At 60.3% G+C, this 19,828-nt stretch carries 14 protein-coding genes; 12 read left to right on the top strand and 2 right to left on the bottom strand.

Annotated elements, in window-relative coordinates; genetic code table 11:
* Nucleotides 1-152 precede the first annotated feature (152 nt).
* Both HX805_RS10620 and HX805_RS10625 read right to left on the bottom strand, forming a co-directional pair.
* On the bottom strand, nt 153-1,547 hold the full coding sequence (locus HX805_RS10620; RefSeq protein WP_003216302.1) for a PhoH family protein: 1,395 nt from the start codon (nt 1,545-1,547) through the stop codon (nt 153-155).
* 349 nt (nt 1,548-1,896) lie between these two features.
* On the bottom strand, nt 1,897-3,021 hold the full coding sequence (locus HX805_RS10625; protein ID WP_003216300.1) for a polysaccharide deacetylase family protein: 1,125 nt from the start codon (nt 3,019-3,021) through the stop codon (nt 1,897-1,899).
* A 295-nt stretch (nt 3,022-3,316) separates the two neighbouring features.
* Between HX805_RS10625 and yaaA the strand changes: the two genes are divergently transcribed.
* From yaaA to HX805_RS10685, 12 genes are all read left to right on the top strand, one after another.
* Entirely contained in the window at nt 3,317-4,096 is a 780-nt protein-coding gene (gene yaaA, locus HX805_RS10630; RefSeq protein ID WP_177080110.1) for a peroxide stress protein YaaA, read from the top strand.
* Between the two features lie 868 nt (nt 4,097-4,964).
* Nucleotides 4,965-6,281, top strand: coding sequence for a nucleotide sugar dehydrogenase (locus HX805_RS10635; protein WP_003216295.1), 1,317 nt, complete (start codon nt 4,965-4,967; stop codon nt 6,279-6,281).
* A gap of 84 nt (nt 6,282-6,365) precedes the next feature.
* Nucleotides 6,366-7,847 (top strand): mannuronan synthase, encoded by a 1,482-nt coding sequence (gene alg8, locus HX805_RS10640; RefSeq protein ID WP_003216294.1) that lies wholly within the window; start codon nt 6,366-6,368, stop codon nt 7,845-7,847.
* Nucleotides 7,848-7,883: 36 nt separating this feature from the next.
* A complete protein-coding gene (locus HX805_RS10645; protein ID WP_003216292.1) occupies nt 7,884-9,053 on the top strand; it encodes an alginate biosynthesis protein Alg44 in 1,170 nt (389 codons plus the stop codon).
* A gap of 135 nt (nt 9,054-9,188) precedes the next feature.
* Complete coding sequence (gene algK / locus HX805_RS10650) at nt 9,189-10,568, top strand: alginate biosynthesis TPR repeat lipoprotein AlgK (RefSeq protein WP_218167325.1); 1,380 nt, start codon at nt 9,189-9,191, stop codon at nt 10,566-10,568.
* Nucleotides 10,565-12,052 carry an alginate export family protein gene (locus HX805_RS10655; RefSeq protein WP_177116862.1) on the top strand — a complete coding sequence of 496 codons (1,488 nt, stop codon included), beginning with the start codon at nt 10,565-10,567 and terminating at the stop codon, nt 12,050-12,052. The genes algK and HX805_RS10655 overlap by 4 nt, the downstream gene beginning before the upstream one ends.
* Complete coding sequence (algG, locus tag HX805_RS10660; protein ID WP_043225844.1) at nt 12,052-13,611, top strand: mannuronan 5-epimerase AlgG; 1,560 nt, start codon at nt 12,052-12,054, stop codon at nt 13,609-13,611. The genes HX805_RS10655 and algG overlap by 1 nt, the downstream gene beginning before the upstream one ends.
* An 11-nt stretch (nt 13,612-13,622) precedes the next feature.
* Complete coding sequence (locus HX805_RS10665; protein ID WP_076014451.1) at nt 13,623-15,071, top strand: alginate O-acetyltransferase; 1,449 nt, start codon at nt 13,623-13,625, stop codon at nt 15,069-15,071.
* A gap of 8 nt (nt 15,072-15,079) precedes the next feature.
* Entirely contained in the window at nt 15,080-16,189 is a 1,110-nt protein-coding gene (locus HX805_RS10670; RefSeq protein WP_008434173.1) for a mannuronate-specific alginate lyase, read from the top strand.
* A 191-nt stretch (nt 16,190-16,380) separates the two neighbouring features.
* The gene (locus HX805_RS10675) at nt 16,381-17,946 is read left to right on the top strand and encodes an MBOAT family protein (RefSeq protein WP_177080108.1); all 1,566 of its coding nucleotides are present in this window, start codon (nt 16,381-16,383) and stop codon (nt 17,944-17,946) included.
* Nucleotides 17,947-17,957: 11 nt separating this feature from the next.
* Nucleotides 17,958-19,145, top strand: a complete 1,188-nt coding sequence (locus HX805_RS10680; protein ID WP_102369877.1) for an alginate O-acetyltransferase — start codon at nt 17,958-17,960, stop codon at nt 19,143-19,145.
* Between the two features lie 16 nt (nt 19,146-19,161).
* Nucleotides 19,162-19,809, top strand: coding sequence for an alginate O-acetyltransferase AlgF (locus tag HX805_RS10685; RefSeq protein ID WP_008434181.1), 648 nt, complete (start codon nt 19,162-19,164; stop codon nt 19,807-19,809).
* Nucleotides 19,810-19,828 lie beyond the last annotated feature (19 nt).

Raw genomic sequence — 19,828 nt, forward strand, 5'->3', positions numbered from 1 at the left:
AGGGATACTCCTGATCAGGAGCTCCGATTGTAAACCCAACGCCGATCAAATGTGGGAGCTGGCTTGCTCGCGAAGGCGGTGTGTCAGCCTATAAATGCATCGACTGAACCACCGCTTTCGCGAGCAAGCCCGCTCCCACATGGGTTGATGGGTTACAGGTGAGATTCGGCGTATTCGGCCAGAATCGAACGAGGGACACCTTGCAAGGCGATGTGCACGCCGTTCGGGAAGTCCTTGAAGCGTTCCGTCAGGTAAGTCAGCCCGGAGCTGGTCGCGGACAGGTAAGGGGTGTCGATCTGTGCCAGGTTGCCCAGGCACACCACTTTGGAACCGGCGCCGGCACGGGTGATGATGGTTTTCATCTGGTGCGGCGTGAGGTTCTGGCATTCATCGATCAAAATCAGGCTCTGCTGGAAGCTGCGACCTCGAATGTAGTTGAGGGATTTGAACTGCAACGGCACTTTGCTGAGGATGTAGTCGACGCTGCCATGGGTGTTTTCGTCATCCATGTGCAAGGCTTCGAGGTTGTCGGTGATCGCCCCCAGCCACGGCTCCATTTTTTCCGCTTCGGTGCCGGGCAGGAAGCCGATTTCCTGGTCCAGGCCCTGCACGCTGCGGGTGGCGATGATGCGGCGATAGCGTTTGGTAACCATGGTCTGTTCGATGGCGGCAGCCAGGGCGAGGATGGTTTTCCCCGAACCTGCGGCGCCGGTCAGGTTGACCAGGTGGATGTCCGGATCAAGCAAGGCATACAGCGCCAGGCTCTGGTAGATATCGCGCGGTTTCAGGCCCCAGGCTTCCTGGTGCAACAGGGGTTCCTGATGCAGGTCGAGGATCAGCAGCTTGTCGACCTGGATCTCTTTGATCCAGCCCACAAAACCCTGTTCGTCGATGATGAATTCGTTGATGTGCACAGCCGGCAGGTTGTCGATCAGCTGTACCTGGTGCCAGGTGCGGCCATGGTCCTGACGGGTTTCGACCTTGCTGACGCGATCCCAGAACGAGCCGGTCATGGTGTGATAACCACGAGACAGCATCGACACGTCGTCAACCAGTTGGTCGGTACTGTAGTCCTCGGCAGCGATCCCACACGCTCGTGCCTTGAGGCGCATATTGATGTCTTTGGTCACCAGCACCAGGCGCAGGTCCTTGTCGCGTGCGTGCAGGTCGATCAATTGGTTGATGATTTTGTTGTCGTTCAGATTTTCCGGCAGCAGGCTGTTGGGCTCGCTGCGCTTGCTCATCAGAATCGACAGCAAGCCCTTGGGCCCGCCTTTGCCACGCTGGATCGGTACGCCCACCTCGACGTCGTCGGGGGAGGCTTCGCCGAGGGTCTTGTCGATCAGGCGGATGGCCTGGCGGCATTCGGCGGCAACGCTGTGGTGCCCGCTTTTGAGTTTGTCGAGCTCCTCAAGCACGATCATCGGGATGGCGACGTGGTGTTCTTCGAAGTTGAGCAGTGCGTTTGGATCGTGAATCAGTACATTGGTATCAAGCACATAAAGGATTGGCTGGTCGGAAGAAGGGTTACGTCCATGATCATCCATACTCGGTCACCTTTGTGGGAGCCAGTCGACGCAATACCGCGACAGTGCTGCGCCTCGATTCGACCGTCGAACGCACTTGAGGGGCGTCAAGTGCGGTGCACACAAGAGGTGTCTTGGAAGACGCCACCTGTGTTGCAGGTTTCGGCTGTCTGTCTTCGTAATACCGCAAAACACATGACAGGAAAAAGCACTTTGACGCTTTTTTGAAGTTTATTTTTCAGGATGACGAATAGCACTAGGCGCGCCGGCATTGCACCGTTAAAGTCGGAAGTCCGCCTGTATCGAAATACCTCTCAAATTCCCCCCTGAAAAACCTCAGCCCCAACAGGGCCGGGCTTTTCGTGCTTTTTCAGCGAAACGCTTCGCGGCAATCCTGCCAGCCGAGTCCACTTTCTGCCGTGGCGTGTAAAAGCCAGGGTAAAGCGATGCGCGCCTTGTCCTGGGTGTCGTGGAAGACGATCACCCCGCGCCGCCACAACAGCATCAGTGTGAGCACGCGGTTCGCCGACTCATCAGCCTTGAGCTTGCCGGGTTCGTCTTCCGAGTCGATGTCCCACAAGGCCACTTGCAGCCCTTGTGACTGGAAAAATCCCTGGCTGTCGGACCGGCGCTGACCGTACGGCGGGCGGAACAGCGGCAGGTAGTTTTCCGGCATCAGGTTTTGCGCCAGGGAGGCGCTGCGGGTGATGGACGACTGCCAGTCGACCCAGTGGCTATGGGAGCGGTACTGCCAGCCCTGGATGCCAACGCACTGGCCCTGGTACAGCGCCTGCACATCGGTGGCCGAGCTTTTCTCGACGCGGGTTTGCAGGCTGTTGCCCAGCACGAAGAAGAGGCTGTGCATTTTCTGTTTGCGCAGGTAGTCGGCGAGCCAGTCGGTATTGCCGCTGACCGGGGACGGTCCGCTGTCGAAGGTCAGCAGGAACATCCGGTCGTTGAGTTCGTCGCCGTTGCGCTCGTGGTCGCCGAAGCGCGCGATTTCGCTGCTGATCTGGGGGAACAGGGCGGCCTTGCGCAACTGTTCATCCAGGTAGCGTTCGTGGAATGCGCGGCTGGGGCCGGCCCAGCCTATATAGAAGGAGTTGTCGCTGACTTCGAATTTGGCGGCTTGTTCGCGCAGGTCGTCCATGTTTTCCACCAGGTAGCAGAAGGAGGCGTCCTGTTCGCAGCTTTGTTGGGCGAAGGTGTAGTTTTCCAGTAGCCGTTGCCAGAGTTGACGGCGCAGGTCGTCGATCGAGGCCTGGTTGATGATCTTCAGGCCCAGGCGCTGCTTGAGGGCGGGCTCGTCGAGGGATTCGCTGGCGAGCAGGGTGTGGGCGAACATCAGGATTTCTGCGCGTGAGGCGACGTCGAACAGGGCGGGGCTGCTGAGGCGTTCGGGCCAGGTGCCGCGGTCCAGGGTCGCGACATCCACAGGGGCGGCTTGGGCGCCCAGGCAGATGAGCCAGGCTGACAGTAAAAGCGCAATTCGCACGAAGGGTCTCCCTTTCCAGAGTCGTCGGGCACTATAGCCGATCGTGTGGGGGCGCTATTGGGTTGGTGTGTATATGCGTTATTTGAGTGATGGCTTGTATTGGTTCCGCTCTTACAGCGGCTCACTTTTGAACGCTTTTGCAAAGTGACTCGCTGTAAGAGCGAAACCATAAGCCGCCGTGACCGCAGAAACGGATATGCCCCCCCAACGACCGCACAGCTATCTATCACCATCATAGGTGGAGTCAAACCGCCCTACCCCCTAGAATCCCCCCACGATTAAAGGAGACGACTTCATGCTGACGGTGATTTCCCCCGCCAAAACCCTCGATTTCGAGTCAAAGCCGGTCACCCCGCGCTTCACCCAGCCGCAATACCTCGACCACTCCCAGGAGCTGATCGAACAACTGCGCGAACTCAGCCCGGCGCAAATCAGCGAACTGATGCACGTCTCCGACAAAATCGGCGGCCTCAACGCCGCACGCTTCGGCAGCTGGACCCCCGCCTTCACCCCCGCCAACGCCAAACAAGCCCTGCTGGCATTCAAGGGCGACGTCTACACCGGCCTCAACGCCGAAACCCTCAAGGACGCCGACTTCACCTACGCCCAGGACCACCTGCGCATGCTCTCCGGCCTGTACGGCCTGCTGCGGCCGCTGGACCTGATGATGCCGTACCGCCTCGAAATGGGCACCAAACTGCCCAACGCCCGTGGCAAGGACCTGTACGCTTTCTGGGGCACCCGCATCAGCGAGTGGCTCAACGAAGCCCTGGCCGAACAAGGCGATGACGTGCTGCTCAACCTCGCGTCCAACGAGTACTTCTCGGCAGTCAAACGCCCGGCATTGAATGCGCGAATCATCAACACCGAGTTCAAGGACCTGAAAAACGGCCAGTACAAGATCATCAGCTTCTACGCCAAGAAGGCCCGGGGCATGATGAGCCGCTTTGTGATTGAAGAACGCATCAACGACCCGGCCAGGCTCAAGGAGTTTGACGTGCAGGGTTATCGCTTCAATGCGGAGCAGTCGAAGCCGGATAACCTGGTGTTCCTGCGGGATCACTCCCCGGAATAACCTGACAACGAAGATCCAAATGTGGGAGCGGGCTTGCTCGCGAAAGCGGTGGTTCAGTCGATGCCTTTATTGCCTGACACGCCGCTTTCGCGAGCAAGCCCGCTCCCACATTTTGTTTGCATTCCAATTCCGAATTCGTCATTTATTTGGCGTCAAAAATAATTCTTCAGATTCCCTAACATTTATTTCACTCGACATTCGTCAATTTTTTTCGTAGTGGCACCACTTTTTTAAAACAGTAGTGGCACAAAACTATTTACCCCTCGCAACTCCCCGCAACTACTGGCCTAAATAGCAAGTGCTATCAGAATAGTACTAGTGCCATCTTTCCTAATATTTCAAGAAATTTCCGGAAACAGGATGAGTGGACAGGAACTATGTCCTAAAGCACCGCTCATACCACCGGTAACGATTATCTCTGAAGATGTAAGAGATGACTTACGTGGCGACCAAGGGAAGTAGCAAAGTTGTCATATAACTTTGACTCAATGGTCAAATCATCAACTGATTAGTTGAAGGCGGACGCAAAGGTTTCACTACTTTCTCCGACAAGGCCAAGGCTGAGCTCACCTGTATGGGTCAGTGAGACAACCCAAGCCGTTGATATATAAGGGCTCAAAGCCCCTATCAACGCCTTGCGGCACTGGCGCCAGGCCCTTCCCCAGGAAGGCTGGCTGCATTTCAGGGCAAGCCCCAACAATAAGGCCAAGTTGCGCACAACTTGAGTGCATTAGTTAGTCACTCGACTTTTAGTATGCCTGCACTGGATATACCGACGTTTATTCGTCGCACTTCCCAGTGCCTGGGTGACGCTTCAAAACATGAACTCCGGCCATCTAGTGGCACGATTAACAATGAGGTAAATGCGATGCGCATCAGCATATTTGGTTTGGGTTACGTCGGCGCGGTATGTGCCGGTTGCCTGTCTGCACGGGGCCATGAGGTCGTTGGCGTAGACATCTCCAAGGAAAAGATCGACCTGATCAACGCGGGTAAATCCCCCATCGTTGAACCGGGTCTGGGCGAGCTGTTAAGCCAGGGCGTTCAAACCGGCCGACTGCGCGGCACCACCAATTTCGCCGAGGCAATCCGTGATACCGACCTGTCGATGATTTGCGTCGGCACGCCGAGCAAGAAGAACGGCGACCTGGAACTCAACTACATCGAATCGGTGTGCCGCGAGATCGGTTTTGTCCTGCGTGACAAGACCTCCCGTCACACCATCGTGGTCCGCAGCACCGTGCTGCCAGGTACCGTGGCCAATGTGGTGATTCCGATTCTCGAAGACTGCTCGGGCAAGAAAGCCGGCGTCGACTTCGGCGTCGCCGTAAACCCTGAGTTCCTGCGTGAAAGCACCGCCATCGCCGACTACGACCTGCCGCCGATGACCGTCATCGGTGAATTCGACACCGCTTCCGGCGATGTCCTGCAGTCGCTGTACGAAGAACTCGACGCGCCGATCATCCGCAAGGACATCGCCGTCGCCGAGATGATCAAGTACACCTGCAACGTCTGGCATGCGACCAAAGTGACCTTCGCCAACGAGATCGGCAACATCGCCAAGGCGGTAGGTGTCGACGGTCGCGAAGTGATGGAAGTGGTCTGCCAGGACAAGACCCTCAACCTGTCCCAGTACTACATGCGCCCGGGCTTTGCCTTCGGCGGTTCCTGCCTGCCCAAGGACGTGCGCGCCCTGACATACCGCGCAGGCTCTCTGGACGTGGATGCGCCGCTGCTCAACTCGCTGATGCGCAGCAACGAGTCCCAGGTGCAAAACGCTTTCGACATCGTTTCCAGCCACGACAAACGCAAAGTCGCCCTGCTGGGCCTGAGCTTCAAGGCCGGCACCGATGACCTGCGCGAAAGCCCGCTGGTGGAACTGGCAGAAATGCTGATCGGCAAGGGTTTCGACCTGAGCATCTACGACAGCAACGTCGAATACGCTCGCGTGCACGGCGCCAACAAGGACTACATCGAAGGCAAGATCCCTCACGTGTCGTCCCTGCTCAACTCGGACTTCGACGAAGTGATCAACAACTCCGACGTGATCATCCTGGGCAACCGCGATGAGAAGTTCCGTGCCCTGGCGCACAACGCCCCCCACGGCAAGCAAGTGGTCGACCTGGTGGGCTTCATGTCCAAGGCCACCAGCGTGAGCGGCCGTACCGAAGGCATTTGCTGGTAACAGCAACGGCAAGTTTCAAGCGGCAAGCGTCCTGATCCCCGGCGCTTGCTGCTTGAAACCTCCTTCACCTGCGGAATGACGCCTATGTCCAAGTTAAAACACGTACTCCTCCAATCTGCCGGCTGGCTGTTTTTCCTGAGCCTGCTGATGGGACTCGCCCTGCTGTTGCCGGCGAGTACGTTCGACTCAGAGTCGAAGAATTTTATTTTCCTGATTGGCGCCGTCGGTATCTGGCGCTACTCGATGGGTGCTACGCATTTCTTTCGCGGCATGCTGTTCCTGTACGTGGTCTACCCGCACCTGCGGCGCAAAGTGCGCAAGCTGGGCAAGGCGGCAGACCCGTCCCACGTATTCCTGATGGTTACCAGCTTTCGGATCGACGCGCTGACCACGGCCCAGGTCTACAGCTCGGTGATCCGCGAGGCCATCGAATGTGGCTTCCCTACCACCGTGGTCTGCTCCCTGGTGGAAATGTCCGATGAGCTGCTGGTCAAGAGCCTGTGGGCCAGGATGAACCCGCCCGACCACGTCAAGCTGGACTTCGTGCGCATCGCCGGTACCGGCAAGCGTGACGGCCTGGCCTTCGGTTTTCGCGCCATCTCCCGCCACCTGCCGGACAACCGCGCCGTAGTGGCCGTGATCGATGGCGACACCGTGCTCGCCGAGGGCGTCGTGCGCAAGACCGTGCCGTGGTTCCAGCTGTTCGGCAATGTCGGCGGCCTGACCACCAACGAGTTCTGCGAAGTGCGCGGCGGCTACATCATGAGCGAGTGGCACAAGCTGCGCTTCGCCCAGCGCCACATCAACATGTGCTCCATGGCCCTGTCCAAACGCGTGCTGACCATGACCGGCCGCATGTCGGTATTCCGCGCCAACGTGGTCACCGACCCGGGCTTCATTGCCGATGTGGAAAGCGACTCGCTGCAACACTGGCGCCTGGGCCGCTTCAAGTTTTTGACCGGTGACGACAAGTCCAGCTGGTTCAGCCTGATGCGCCTGGGCTACGACACCTTTTATGTGCCGGATGCCGCGATTCACACCGTGGAACACCCGCCGGAAAAGAGCTTTATCAAGGCCAGCCGCAAACTGATGTTCCGCTGGTACGGCAACAACCTGCGCCAGAACTCACGTGCCCTGGGCCTGGGTATGCGTCGCCTGGGCCTGTTCACCAGCATCGTGCTGTTTGATCAACGCGTGTCGATGTGGACCTCCCTGCTGGGGCTGACCGTGGCAATCATCGCCACCTTCAAATACGGCGGCGCGTTCATCCTCGCCTACCTGCTGTGGATCGGCATCACCCGCCTGATTCTGACCCTGCTGCTGTCGTGCTCCGGCCACAAGATCGGCCCGGCTTACCCGGTGATTCTCTATTACAACCAGATCATGGGCGCGCTGGTGAAGATCTACGTGTTCTTCCGCCTTGATCAACAGTCCTGGACCCGCCAGGACACCAAACTGACCCGCGATTTGGCCAGCTTTCAACGTTGGTTCAACACCTGGTCGTCTCGGACCATGACCTTCTCCGCCGGCAGCATTTTCGTCGCCGTGTTGCTGATGATGGTTTGACCCTGCCAAGCCTGAATTAACTAGGAACTAAACACCATGAATAGCCCAGTAAACGCCAACGTTGTCCACGAATCCGAAGCCCAGCGCCAACACGCCCGGGTCAAAATCCCGGCCAAGCTGCGCTTCTTCGGCGCCGATCAAACACCGATGGAAGTGCGGGTGATCGACCTGTCAGCCGGCGGCCTGGCCTTCAACGCCCCGCAGCAGCCGCTGAAAGTCGGCGATGTGCACAAGGGTCGCTTGCAGTTCGTGATCGACAACCTGGGCCTGGCGATGGACGTCGAGCTGCAGATTCGCTCCTACGACCGCCAGACCGGCCGCACCGGTTGCCAGTTCCAGAACCTCGATGCACAAGACATCTCCACCCTGCGCCACCTGATCACCTCGCACCTGGCCGGTGACATCGTGACCATGGGTGACGTGCTGGCAACCCTGCAACGCGACAACTTCACCAAGGCGCGCAAGGTCAAGGACGGCGGCAGCAACATGAGCGTCGGTGGCCGCCTGCGGGCGGTGACTTTCAGCCTCGGGATCTTCGTGGTGGGCCTGGCGGCATTCGGCTTCGTGGTCAAATCGGTGTACGGCATGTACTTCGTCAGCCACGCCACCTCCGGCCTGGTGAGCGTGCCCGGGATGAACGTGACCATGCCCCGCGATGGCACCGTGCAAAGCCTGATCAAAGGCGATGCGGTCGCCGCCAAAGGCGCGCCATTGGCAACCTTCAGCACCAGCATGCTCGACGTACTCAAGGGCCATCTGGACGAAGACCAGCTGCAACCGGCCAAGGTCGAAGAGCTGTTCGGCAAGCAAATGACCGGCACCCTCACCTCCCCTTGCGACTGCGTCGTGGCCCAGCAACTGGTCGCCGACGGTCAGTACGCCAGCAAGGGCGACGTGATCTTCCAACTGGTGCCACGCGGCAGCCAGGCCAACGTTGATGCGCGCTTCTCCTATCGCCAGTTTGCCGACGTACGCCCGGGCACCCGCGTGAACTTCCAGGTAGCGGATGAAGAGCAGGTACGCACCGGCACCATCGTCAGCAGCACCAGCCTGAACAGCAGCGAAATGTCCTCCGACATCCGCGTGCAGATCAAACCCGACGCCCCGCTGGACAGCACCTACGCCGGTCGCCCGGTTGAAGTGACCAGCGATCGCGGCCCGTCCCTGAACTGGCTGATCGACAAAGCCATGGCCAACGGTCTGTAAGCAGAGGACATGCCTGTGATGACTCTCTCAAAAACACCGCAATCCCTGTGGGAGCGGGCTTGCTCGCGAAAGCAGTGTGTCAGCCAACACATGCATCAACTGACAGGGCCCCTTCGCGAACAAGCCCGCTCCCACATGGGAACTGTGGCGTTGCTGGCTGTTGCGGTCAGCCTCGCCGGTTGCGCCGGCCTGCCCGACCAACGCCTGGCCAATGAAGCGCTGAAACGTGGCGACACCGTCACTGCCCAGCAGAACTACCAGCAGCTCGCGGATTTGGGCTACAGCGAGGCCCAAGTGGGCCTGGCGGATATCCAGGTCGGCACCCGCGACCCCGAGCAAATCAAGCAGGCCGAAGCGACGTACCGCGCGGCCGCCGATACATCGCCCCGTGCCCAGGCACGCCTGGGCCGCCTGCTGGTGGCCAAGCCCGGCGCGACCGAAGCCGAACACCATGAAGCCGAAGGCCTGCTGAAAAAAGCCTTTGCCAATGGCGAAGGCAACACCCTGATCCCGCTGGCAATGCTCTACCTGCAATACCCGCACAGTTTCCCGAACATCAACGCCCAGCAGCAGATCAGCAAATGGCGCGCCTCGGGTTACCCGGAAGCCGGTCTCGCCCAGGTGCTGCTGTATCGCACCCAGGACACCTACGACCAGCACCTGGATGAAGTGGAAAGCATCTGCAAGGCGGCGCTGAACACCACCGATATCTGCTACGTCGAGCTGGCCACGGTCTACCAGAAAAAAGCCGAGCCGGAAAAACAGGCCGAACTGCTCAAGCAGATGGAAGCCGGCTACAGCCGCGGCACCGTCACCGCCCAACGGGTCGACAGCGTGGCTCGTGTACTGGGTGATGCAAGCCTGGGCAAGACCGACGAAAAAACCGCCCAGGCCCTGCTGGAAAAAATCGCCCCCGGCTACCCGGCCTCCTGGGTCAGCCTGGCGCAACTGCTCTACGACTTCCCGGAACTGGGCGACGTCGACCAGATGATGAAGTACCTCGACAACGGCCGCGCCGCCGACCAGCCCCGCGCCGAACTGTTGCTGGGCAAGCTCTACTACGAAGGCAAGTGGGTCCCGGCTGACGCCAAGGCCGCCGAAGAGCACTTCCAGAAAGCCGTCGGCCGCGAAGTCGCCGCCGACTACTACCTCGGCCAGATCTACCGCCGTGGCTACCTGGGCAAGGTCTATTCGCAAAAGGCCCTGGACCATCTGTTGACCGCTGCGCGCAACGGCCAGAACAGCGCCGACTTCGCGATTGCCCAGCTGTTTTCCCAAGGCAAGGGCACCAAGCCCGACCCGCTTAACGCCTATGTCTTCAGCCAGTTGGCCAAGGCCCAGGACACGCCGGAAGCCAACGACCTGGCGACCCAGCTCGAAGCGCCGCTGACCCCGGAACAACGCGCCGAAGGCCAACGCCTGGTGCAACAGGAGCTGGCCGTGCGCGGCACCCTGGCCCAAAGCACGCTGCAATTGCACGCCCTGCAAGAAGAAGACGGCGAGGAATCCCTATGAAGCTCAACCCATTCGTCAAGGCCGGTATCGGCCTGACCTTCGCCCTGCTGTGGTCGTGCCCGACCCTGGCGGCGCTGACCGAAGCCAAGAACTTCGGCCTGGAAGTCAAAGTCACCGGCCAGTCCGAAGATGACCGCGACCTGGGCACCCAGAAAGGCGGCGACGTCAACGGCATCGGCCTTGACCTGCGCCCGTGGATCTACGGTGAAAGCGGCAACTGGAGCGCCTACGCCATGGGCCAGGCCGTGACCTCCAGCGACATCATCGAGACCGACACCCTGCAACAGTCCTCGGATGACGCCACTCAACAGACCAGCAATGACGACCGCAAGAGCAAGAAGAACTACCTGGCGATGCGCGAGTTCTGGGTCGCCTATGGCGGCTTCACGCCCTACCCCGGCGAGATCCTCAAGCTCGGTCGCCAACGCCTGCGCAATGACGACGGCCAATGGCGCGACACCAATATCGAAGCGCTGAACTGGACCTTCGACACCACCTTGCTCAAGGCCAATGTCGGCGTCGCCGAGCGCTTCAGCGAATACCGCACCGACCTCAAGGAACTGTCGCCCAAGGACAAGGACCGTCAGCACCTGCACGCCGACGCCGCCTACCAGTGGACGCCAGGCCAGTGGATCGGCCTGCGCGCTCACCACACCCATGATGACGGCAAGCTCGACTACCCGGAACCGGGCGTGGCCACCGACTCGCTGGACAAGCGCGAGAACGGCGACCTGACCTGGCTCGGCATCGAAGCCAACAGCGACGCCTACAACTGGCGCAACACCAACACCGTCAACTACTGGGCGAGCGTCACCGGCATGCAGGGCGACCGCGACACGGTCAACGCCTTGAACGCCGACGGCACCCGCCCGGCCAACGCCAAGCGCAGCGATGACGTGAATGGCTGGGCCACCGACCTGGGTGTGCGCCTGCGCCTCGACCCGCAGTGGCAAGTGGGCGCCGCCTACTCCCGCGCCAGTGCCGAATACGAGCAGAACGGCCTGCAAAGCAACCGTTCGAACTGGACCGGTACCCAGTCCCGCGTCCATCGCTTCGGCGAAGCGTTTCGCGGCGAGATGAACAACATGCAGTCCATGAGCCTGTTCGGGTCCTGGCAGCTGCGCGAGGACTATGACGCAAGCCTGGTGTACCACAAGTTCTGGCGCGTCGACGGCAACAAGCCGGTGGGCAGCAACGGCATCGATGCCGTGCAGAACAACACCGATGACGTGACCGGCGCGATCCTGTCCAGCACGTCCCTGCCGCTTGAAGACGGCAAGAAAGACCTGGGCCAGGAGATGGACCTGGTGGTCACCAAGTACTTCAAGAAAGGCCTGCTGCCGGCCGGGCTCAGCCAGTCGATCGACGAGCCGTCGGCCCTGGTGCGCTTCCGTGCAGGCGTGTTCAAGCCGGGCGACGCCTATGGCAGCCAGGTCGACTCGTACATGCATCGCGCCTTTGTCGACGTGATCTGGAAGTTCTGATGGGAGCCTGCGCAATGAAGTCTCAAAGCCTGCTCGTCGCGGCCATGCTGCTGGCCAGCGCCTCGGCCTTCGCCGACAAAGCGCCGACCATCGCCAAAGAGCTGCAACAGGCCAAGACCTACACCATCTCCAGCCCGCCGACCGAGCCGCTGGAGATGGCCAAGCCTGCGCTGCCGGACGTGTCCGGCTACACCGCGGCGAATATCGCGAAAAAGATCGTGCGTACCAAGCCAGGCAAAATCAGCATCCGCCGGATGATGCAGGAAGACGCCCTGAAGGACTTCATCGGCGGCGACAACAAGATGGCCGAATGGGTAGTGCGCCAGCACGGCATTCCCCAGGCGATCTTTGTCGACGACGGCTACATGAACCTCAAGGACCTGCTGAAGAAAGTGCCCAAGCAGTACTTCAGCGAAACCTCGCCGGGGGTGTTCCTGGCCAAGTTGCCGATCGTGGTGGGCCGTAAAGGCATCCTCGAAATCGACAAGCAGACTCAAGAGCTGCGCCTGTCCCAGGAAGCCGGTTCGTTCCTGATCAACGACGGCCAGTTGTTCGTACGTGACACCAGAATCACCGGCTGGCGCGAGAAGACCAACGGCCCGGCGACCTTCCAGTCGCCCAAGGAATTCCGCCCGTTCCTGCTGGCCTGGGGCGGCACCGAGACCTACATAGCCAACAGCAAGATGGCCAGTTTCGGCTACGCCAACAGTAAGTCGTATGGCGTGAGTATTTCCCAATACACGCCGAACATGGCCAAGGTGCTCAAGCGCCCCGAGCCGACGGGCTGGATCGTCGACTCCGAGTTCTCGGACATGTGGTACGGCTTCTACTGCTACGAAACCACCGGCTTTGTGCTCAAGGGCAATACCTACAAAGACAACATCGTCTACGGCATTGACCCCCACGACCGTTCACACGGCCTGATCATCACCGACAACACCGTCTACGGCACGAAGAAGAAGCACGGCATCATCATTTCCCGGGAAGTGAACGACAGCTTCATCTTCAACAACCGCAGCTTCGACAACAAGCTCTCGGGCCTGGTGATCGACCGTAACAGCGTCAACAACCTGATCGCCGACAACGAGATCTACCGCAACCACACCGACGGCATCACCCTCTATGAGAGCGGCGATAACCTGCTGTGGGGCAACAAGGTGATCAGCAACCGTCGCCACGGCATCCGCGTGCGTAACAGCGTGAACATTCGCCTGTACGAGAACATTGCCATGGCCAACGGGCTGACCGGCGTGTACGGCCACATCAAGGATTTGACCGACACCGACCGCGACATCGCCCTCGACCCGTTCGACACCAAGGTCTCGCTGATCGTGGTCGGCGGTGAACTGGCCGCCAACGGCAGCGGGCCGCTGTCCATCGACTCGCCGTTGAGCGTCGAGCTGTACCGCGTATCGATGCTTGCGCCGACCAAATCCAGTGGCATCAGCTTCTCGGGCGTTCTTGGCGATCGCCAGGAAGAGATCCTCGACTTGCTGGTACGCCAGAAGAAAGCCGTGCTGATCGACCCTGTCGAACGCCAGACCGAAATGCAGGACTGAGGATGACCTTTATGCACCCACACATGATCAAACTGCTCAGCCTTTCGGGTTTGACCCTCGGCCTGCTCGCGGCCAGCCAGGGCGTGCGCGCCGACGAAATCAAGGCGCCAACCTTCACCGCCGAGCCGTGCTGCAGCCTGTGCCCGGCCGCCCACGACGCGAAGAACTACACCACCCGCTACCAGCAGAACTTCACCACCCTGGTGCAAGCCCAGGGCGACTGGCTGTTCCGGACCCAGGAAGACCTGCGCACCGAATTCGACACCAGCCCCGCCGGCTACAAACGCATGCAGCAGCTGCACGATGCGTTCAAGAGCAAGGGCGTGGAACTGGTGGTGGTCTACCAGCCGACCCGTGGCTTGGTGAACCGCAACAAGCTCAACCCTGAAGAGAAAGCCAGGTTCGATTTCGACAAGGCCCTGGGCAATTACAAGACCATGCTCGGGCGCTTCGCCAAGATGGGCTACGTCGTACCGGACCTGTCGCCGCTGACCAACGAGCAACTGCCGGATGAATTGCCGGCCCACGATTTCTACTTCCGCGGCGACCAACACTGGACGCCATACGGCGCCCAGCGCACCGCCAAAATCGTCGGCGCGAAAGTGCGGGCGATGCCTGAATTTGCCGGCATCCCCCAGCGCGAATTCGAGACCAAACGGTCCGGGCGCATGGGCAAGACCGGCACCCTGCACAACATGGCCGGGCAACTGTGCGGCACCAGCTACGCGATCCAGTACATGGACCAGTTCACCACCGAGCCCAAGGGCGAAGCGGCGGACGGCGACCTGTTCGGTGATTCCGGCAACCCGCAGATCACCCTCGTGGGTACCAGCCACAGTGGCAAGAACTACAATTTCGCCGGCTTCCTGGAACAGGAAATCGGTGCCGACATCCTTAACGTCGCCTTCCCCGGTGGTGGCCTGGAAGGCTCGATGATCCAGTACCTGGGCAGCGAAGAATTCCAGAAGACCCCGCCGAAGATCCTGATCTGGGAATTCTCGCCGCTGTATCGCCTGGACCAGGAGACCATCTACCGCCAGATGATGTCGCTGCTGGACAACGGCTGTGAAGGCAAGACCGCCCAGATGAGCGCCAGCACCACGCTGAAACCCGGCAAGAACGAATTGCTGGTGAACAGTTCGAACAAAGACCTGCGCAACAGCAGTCACCAGGTCGACATCCGCTTCGCCGACCCATCGGTGAAAACCCTGCAAGCCACCCTCTGGTACATGAACGGGCGCCACGAGGACATCAAGATCGAGAAACCCGAAACATCCGATACAGACGGGCGTTTCGCCTTTGAACTGCGCACCGATGAAGACTGGGCCACGCAAAACCTGCTGGCCGTGGAAGTGCAGGGCCCTGAAGCGGGCCAGGCCGCGCAGAAAGTCGAAGCGAAAATTTGCACACGCAACGTATTCCCCGCCGGTGGTCAACAGACTGCTTCAACGGGGCAATGAGGTTACTTATGCAGAAGTTATTGATTCCAACGCTGCTGGGCCTGGCGATGTTTGCCGGCCAAGTCAACGCCGCCGCACCACTGCGTCCGCCCCAGGGTTATTTCGCCCCGGTGGAAGCATTCAAGACCGGCGACTTCAAGAATGACTGCGACGCCATGCCCGCGCCGTACACCGGCTCGCTGCAGTTTCGCAGCAAGTACGAAGGTTCGGACAAGGCTCGTTCCACCCTGAATGTGCAGTCCGAAAAAGCCTTTCGCGACAGCACCGCCGACATCACCAAGCTGGAAAAAGACACCAGCAAGCGCGTGATGCAATTCATGCGCGACGGCCGTCCGGAGCAGTTGGAATGCACGCTGAACTGGCTCACGAGCTGGGCCAAGGCCGATGCATTGATGTCCAAGGACTTCAACCACACCGGCAAGTCCATGCGCAAATGGGCACTGGGCAGCATGGCGTCGGCCTATGTGCGCCTGAAGTTCTCCGACTCTCATCCGCTGGCCAACCACCAGCAGGAGTCGCAGTTGATCGAAGCCTGGTTCAGCAAAATGGCCGACCAGGTGGTGAGCGACTGGGACAACCTGCCGCTGGATAAAACCAACAACCACTCCTACTGGGCTGCCTGGTCGGTGATGGCGACCTCCGTCGCCGTGAACCGCCGCGACCTGTTTGACTGGGCCGTGAAGGAATACAAGGTCGGCGCCAACCAGGTGGATGCCCAAGGCTTCCTGCCCAACGAATTGAAGCGTCAGCAACGGGCCCTGTCGTACCACAACTACGCCCTGCCGCCGCTGGCGATGATCGCCAGTTTTGCCCTGGTGAACGGTGTAGACCTGCGCCAGGAAAACAACGGCGCGTTGAAACGCCTGGGTGACAAGGTGCTGGCCGGGGTGAAAGACCCGGAGATCTTCGAGCAGAAGAACGGCAAGGAACAGGACATGAAGGACCTCAAGGAAGACATGAAATTTGCCTGGCTTGAGCCCTTCTGCACCCTCTACACCTGCGCCCCGGATGTGATCGAGCGCAAGCACGGCATGCAGCCGTTCAAGACGTTCCGCCTCGGGGGTGACCTGACCAAGGTCTACGACCCGGCGCATGAGAAAGGCAACAAAGGCAGCTAGTCGCTGATCGTTCCCACGCTCCGCGTGGGAATGCAGCCAGGGACGCTCCGCGTCCCAAAAGCGGACGCAGAGCGTCCAGTGAGGCATTCCCACGCAGAGCGTGGGAACGATCACATAGCCCTCTCATTTCGGTGGGGGGGTTTGGGGGGGCCGTTGGCCCTTGACTGTTGGTTAAACATGGAGAGATCGGGATGGTTTTCTCGTCCAATGTGTTCCTGTTCCTGTTCTTGCCGATCTTCCTCGGCTTGTACTACCTGAGCGGGCAACGCTATCGCAATCTGCTGCTGCTGGTTGCCAGTTATGTGTTCTACGCCTGGTGGCGAGTGGACTTCCTGGCGCTGTTCGCCGCCGTGACGCTGTGGAACTACTGGATCGGCCTCAAGGTCGGCGCGGCAGGCGTGCGCACCAAGCCGGCCCAGCGCTGGCTGCTGCTGGGCGTGGCGGTCGATCTGTGCATCCTCGGCTACTTCAAGTACGCCAACTTCGGTGTCGACAGCATCAACCTGATGATGAAGTCGGCGGGCCTGGAACCCTTCATCCTCACCCACGTGCTGTTGCCAATCGGGATCTCGTTCTACATCTTCGAGTCCATCAGCTACATCATCGACGTGTACCGCGGCGACACCCCGGCCACCCGCAACCTGATCGACTTTGCGGCGTTCGTGGCGATCTTCCCGCATCTGATTGCCGGCCCGGTGTTGCGTTTTCGCGACCTGGCCGACCAGTTCAACAACCGCACCCACACCCTCGATAAATTCTCCGAGGGCTGCACGCGGTTCATGCAGGGTTTCATCAAGAAGGTGTTTATCGCCGACACCCTGGCGGTGGTCGCCGACCATTGCTTCGCCCTGCAAAACCCCACCACTGGCGATGCCTGGCTCGGCGCACTGGCGTACACCGCGCAGCTGTACTTCGACTTCTCCGGCTACAGCGACATGGCCATCGGCCTGGGCTTGATGATGGGTTTTCGCTTCATGGAAAACTTCAAGCAGCCGTACATCAGCCAGTCGATCACCGAGTTCTGGCGGCGCTGGCACATCAGCCTGTCCACCTGGCTGCGTGACTACCTGTACATCACCCTGGGCGGCAACCGTAAAGGCACGCTGACCACCTACCGCAACCTGTTCCTGACCATGCTCCTCGGTGGCCTGTGGCACGGTGCGAACATCACCTACATCGTGTGGGGCGCCTGGCACGGCATGTGGCTGGCGATTGAAAAAGCCATCGGCCTCAACACCGCACCGCGCAGTTTCAACGTTGTGCGCTGGGCCTTCACCTTCCTGCTGGTGGTGATGGGCTGGGTGATCTTCCGCTCGGAAAACCTGCACGTCGCCGGCCGTATGTACGGCGCGATGTTCAGCTTCGGCGAGTGGTCGCTGTCGGAACTCAACCGCGCCAGCCTCACCGGCCTGCAAGTGGCAACCCTGGTGGTGGCATACGCAACCCTGGCGTTTTTCGGCCTGCGGGACTTCTACAACAACCGCCCACCGGAAAAAACCAAGCCTGCGGTCAACACCCAGGCCGATGGCCCGGCGACTGCGCAACCGGGCTTGATCAAGGCCGTACCGGGCGACAACCCGGGCAGCATCCATGAGCCCGGCTACACCGTGGGCACCGAGGCCACCGTGCAACCGGCCTACTGGAGCGCCACCTGGCCACGCTACGCCATGCGCGCCGCAGTACTGCTGCTGTTCGTGGCGTCGATTCTCAAACTTTCGGCGCAGAGCTTCTCGCCGTTCCTTTACTTCCAGTTCTGAGGGAGCCGACCATGACCCGTTCATTACGCGTCCTCTACATCGCCTTGTTCCTCGCCGTGCTGCTGGCGTTGGGCGCCTGGTCGATGCGCAGTTTCCTGGGCTTCAGCACCAACGCCGACGCCACCGTGCTCAACGGCCGCTGGACCAAGGCCGTCGAGACCCACTACGACGACCAGTTCCCGATCAAGCGCCTGGGCACCAACCTCTGGGCAGCGCTGGACTACAAGCTGTTCAACGAAGGCCGCCCTGGCGTGGTAATTGGCCGCGACCACTGGTTGTACAGCGACGAGGAATTCAACCCGATCGTCAACGAAGACCAGAACCTGCAAGGCAACTACGCCTTGGTGGAAGGCGTGCGCCAGAAGCTCAAGGCCCAGGGTATCCAACTGGTGATGGCGATCGTGCCGGCCAAGGTGCGGCTGTACCCGGAACACCTGGGTGAAGTGCAGCCGGCGAGCATCCGCGCCGGTCTGTACCAGGACTTCCATGCCCGCATGGCCGCCGACAAGATCGTCGCCCCTGACCTGATGGGCCCGCTGCAACAGGCCAAGCTGCACGGCCAGCAAGTGTTCCTGCGCACCGACACCCACTGGACCCCGGACGGCGCTGAAGTGGCGGCCAAAGAATTGGCCAAGACAATTGCCAACAAAACGCCCCTGAGCGGCGAGCCTCAACGCTTTGTCACCGAAGCCGAGAAGACCGAGCCACACAAGGGCGACCTGCGCCTGTTCCTGCCGCTGGACCCGCTGTTCGAAAACCTGATGCCGCCCAAGGAGCCACTGCAAAAACGCGTGACGCACCTGGCTGAAACCAAGGGCGACGATGCGCTGTTCACCGACAGTGAAACCCCGGTGGCACTGGTGGGCACCAGCTACAGCGCCAACCCGAACTGGAACTTTGTCGGCGCGCTGAAGCAAGCCCTGGGCAGCGACGTCATCAACTACTCCGAAGACGGCCACGGCCCGATCCTGCCGATGCTCAGCTACCTGAAAAGCGACGACTTCAAGAACAGCCCGCCACAGGTGCTGATCTGGGAGTTTCCCGAGCGTTATCTGCCTGTGAACAACGAAATCGGCGATGCCGACCCGCAGTGGGTTGCGCAGCTCAAACAAGCCGGTATGCGCCAACAGAACATGGCTATCAACACCCCCACCGTTAAAAACATGAACTCCGAGACGCCCGACCGGGCGCAAAACTGAAAGAGAGGTAACTCACATGACTTTCACTACTAACCTCGCAAAAACTTTTGCCCTCGTCGCCGGCATGAGCGTTGTTTCGATGTCCGCCTTCGCCGGTGGCGACGCCGCCCTCTACGGTCCCGTCGCGCCAAAAGGCTCGAGCTTTGTGCGGGTGTACAACGCCAGCAACCAGGAAGTCAGCGCCACCGTCGGCAGCACCAACCTCAACGAGGTTGCACCGCTGGCCAGCAGTGACTTCAGCTTCATGCCGGGCGGTGACTACAGCGCCAAGGTCGGCAGCCAGACCCTGCCGGTCAAGCTCGCCGCCGACCACTACTACACCCTGGTCAGCAGCGGCAGCGGCCAACCGCAACTGATCGAAGAACCGCCGTTCAAGAACAAGCAGAAATCCCTGGTGCGCGTGCAGAACCTCAGTGACAAGTCGCTGACCCTGAAAACCGCCGATGGCAAGACCGACGTGGTCCAGGCCGTGGCCGCCAAGGGCCGTGGCGAGCGCGAGATCAACCCGGTGAAGGTCAGCCTGGCGCTGTATGAAGGCGATAAAAAAGTCGGCGACGTGAAGCCGGTAGCTCTGGAACGCGGTGAGGCCGCAGTGCTGTACGTCACCGGCACCGGCGCCAACCTGTCGCCAGTGTGGGTGAAACGCCCTGTGTCGACCCGCTGATTAGATTTTCAGATTGACG

The sequence above is a fragment of the Pseudomonas sp. G5001 genome (assembly GCF_013385475.1).
In the GTDB taxonomy this organism is placed as follows: Bacteria; Pseudomonadota; Gammaproteobacteria; order Pseudomonadales; family Pseudomonadaceae; genus Aquipseudomonas.

What these genes read in the sequence shown, in the direction of transcription:
- algK (WP_218167325.1), top strand. Translation starts at nt 9,189, where the DNA reads ATGGGAACTGTGGCGTTGCTGGCTGTTGCGGTCAGCCTCGCCGGTTGC.
- HX805_RS10635 (WP_003216295.1), top strand. Translation starts at nt 4,965, where the DNA reads ATGCGCATCAGCATATTTGGTTTGGGTTACGTCGGCGCGGTATGTGCC.
- yaaA (WP_177080110.1), top strand. Translation starts at nt 3,317, where the DNA reads ATGCTGACGGTGATTTCCCCCGCCAAAACCCTCGATTTCGAGTCAAAG.
- alg8 (WP_003216294.1), top strand. Translation starts at nt 6,366, where the DNA reads ATGTCCAAGTTAAAACACGTACTCCTCCAATCTGCCGGCTGGCTGTTT.
- HX805_RS10670 (WP_008434173.1), top strand. Translation starts at nt 15,080, where the DNA reads ATGCAGAAGTTATTGATTCCAACGCTGCTGGGCCTGGCGATGTTTGCC.
- algG (WP_043225844.1), top strand. Translation starts at nt 12,052, where the DNA reads ATGGGAGCCTGCGCAATGAAGTCTCAAAGCCTGCTCGTCGCGGCCATG.
- HX805_RS10675 (WP_177080108.1), top strand. Translation starts at nt 16,381, where the DNA reads ATGGTTTTCTCGTCCAATGTGTTCCTGTTCCTGTTCTTGCCGATCTTC.
- HX805_RS10665 (WP_076014451.1), top strand. Translation starts at nt 13,623, where the DNA reads ATGCACCCACACATGATCAAACTGCTCAGCCTTTCGGGTTTGACCCTC.
- HX805_RS10680 (WP_102369877.1), top strand. Translation starts at nt 17,958, where the DNA reads ATGACCCGTTCATTACGCGTCCTCTACATCGCCTTGTTCCTCGCCGTG.
- HX805_RS10685 (WP_008434181.1), top strand. Translation starts at nt 19,162, where the DNA reads ATGACTTTCACTACTAACCTCGCAAAAACTTTTGCCCTCGTCGCCGGC.
- HX805_RS10655 (WP_177116862.1), top strand. Translation starts at nt 10,565, where the DNA reads ATGAAGCTCAACCCATTCGTCAAGGCCGGTATCGGCCTGACCTTCGCC.
- HX805_RS10620 (WP_003216302.1), bottom strand. Translation starts at nt 1,547, where the DNA reads ATGGATGATCATGGACGTAACCCTTCTTCCGACCAGCCAATCCTTTAT.
- HX805_RS10645 (WP_003216292.1), top strand. Translation starts at nt 7,884, where the DNA reads ATGAATAGCCCAGTAAACGCCAACGTTGTCCACGAATCCGAAGCCCAG.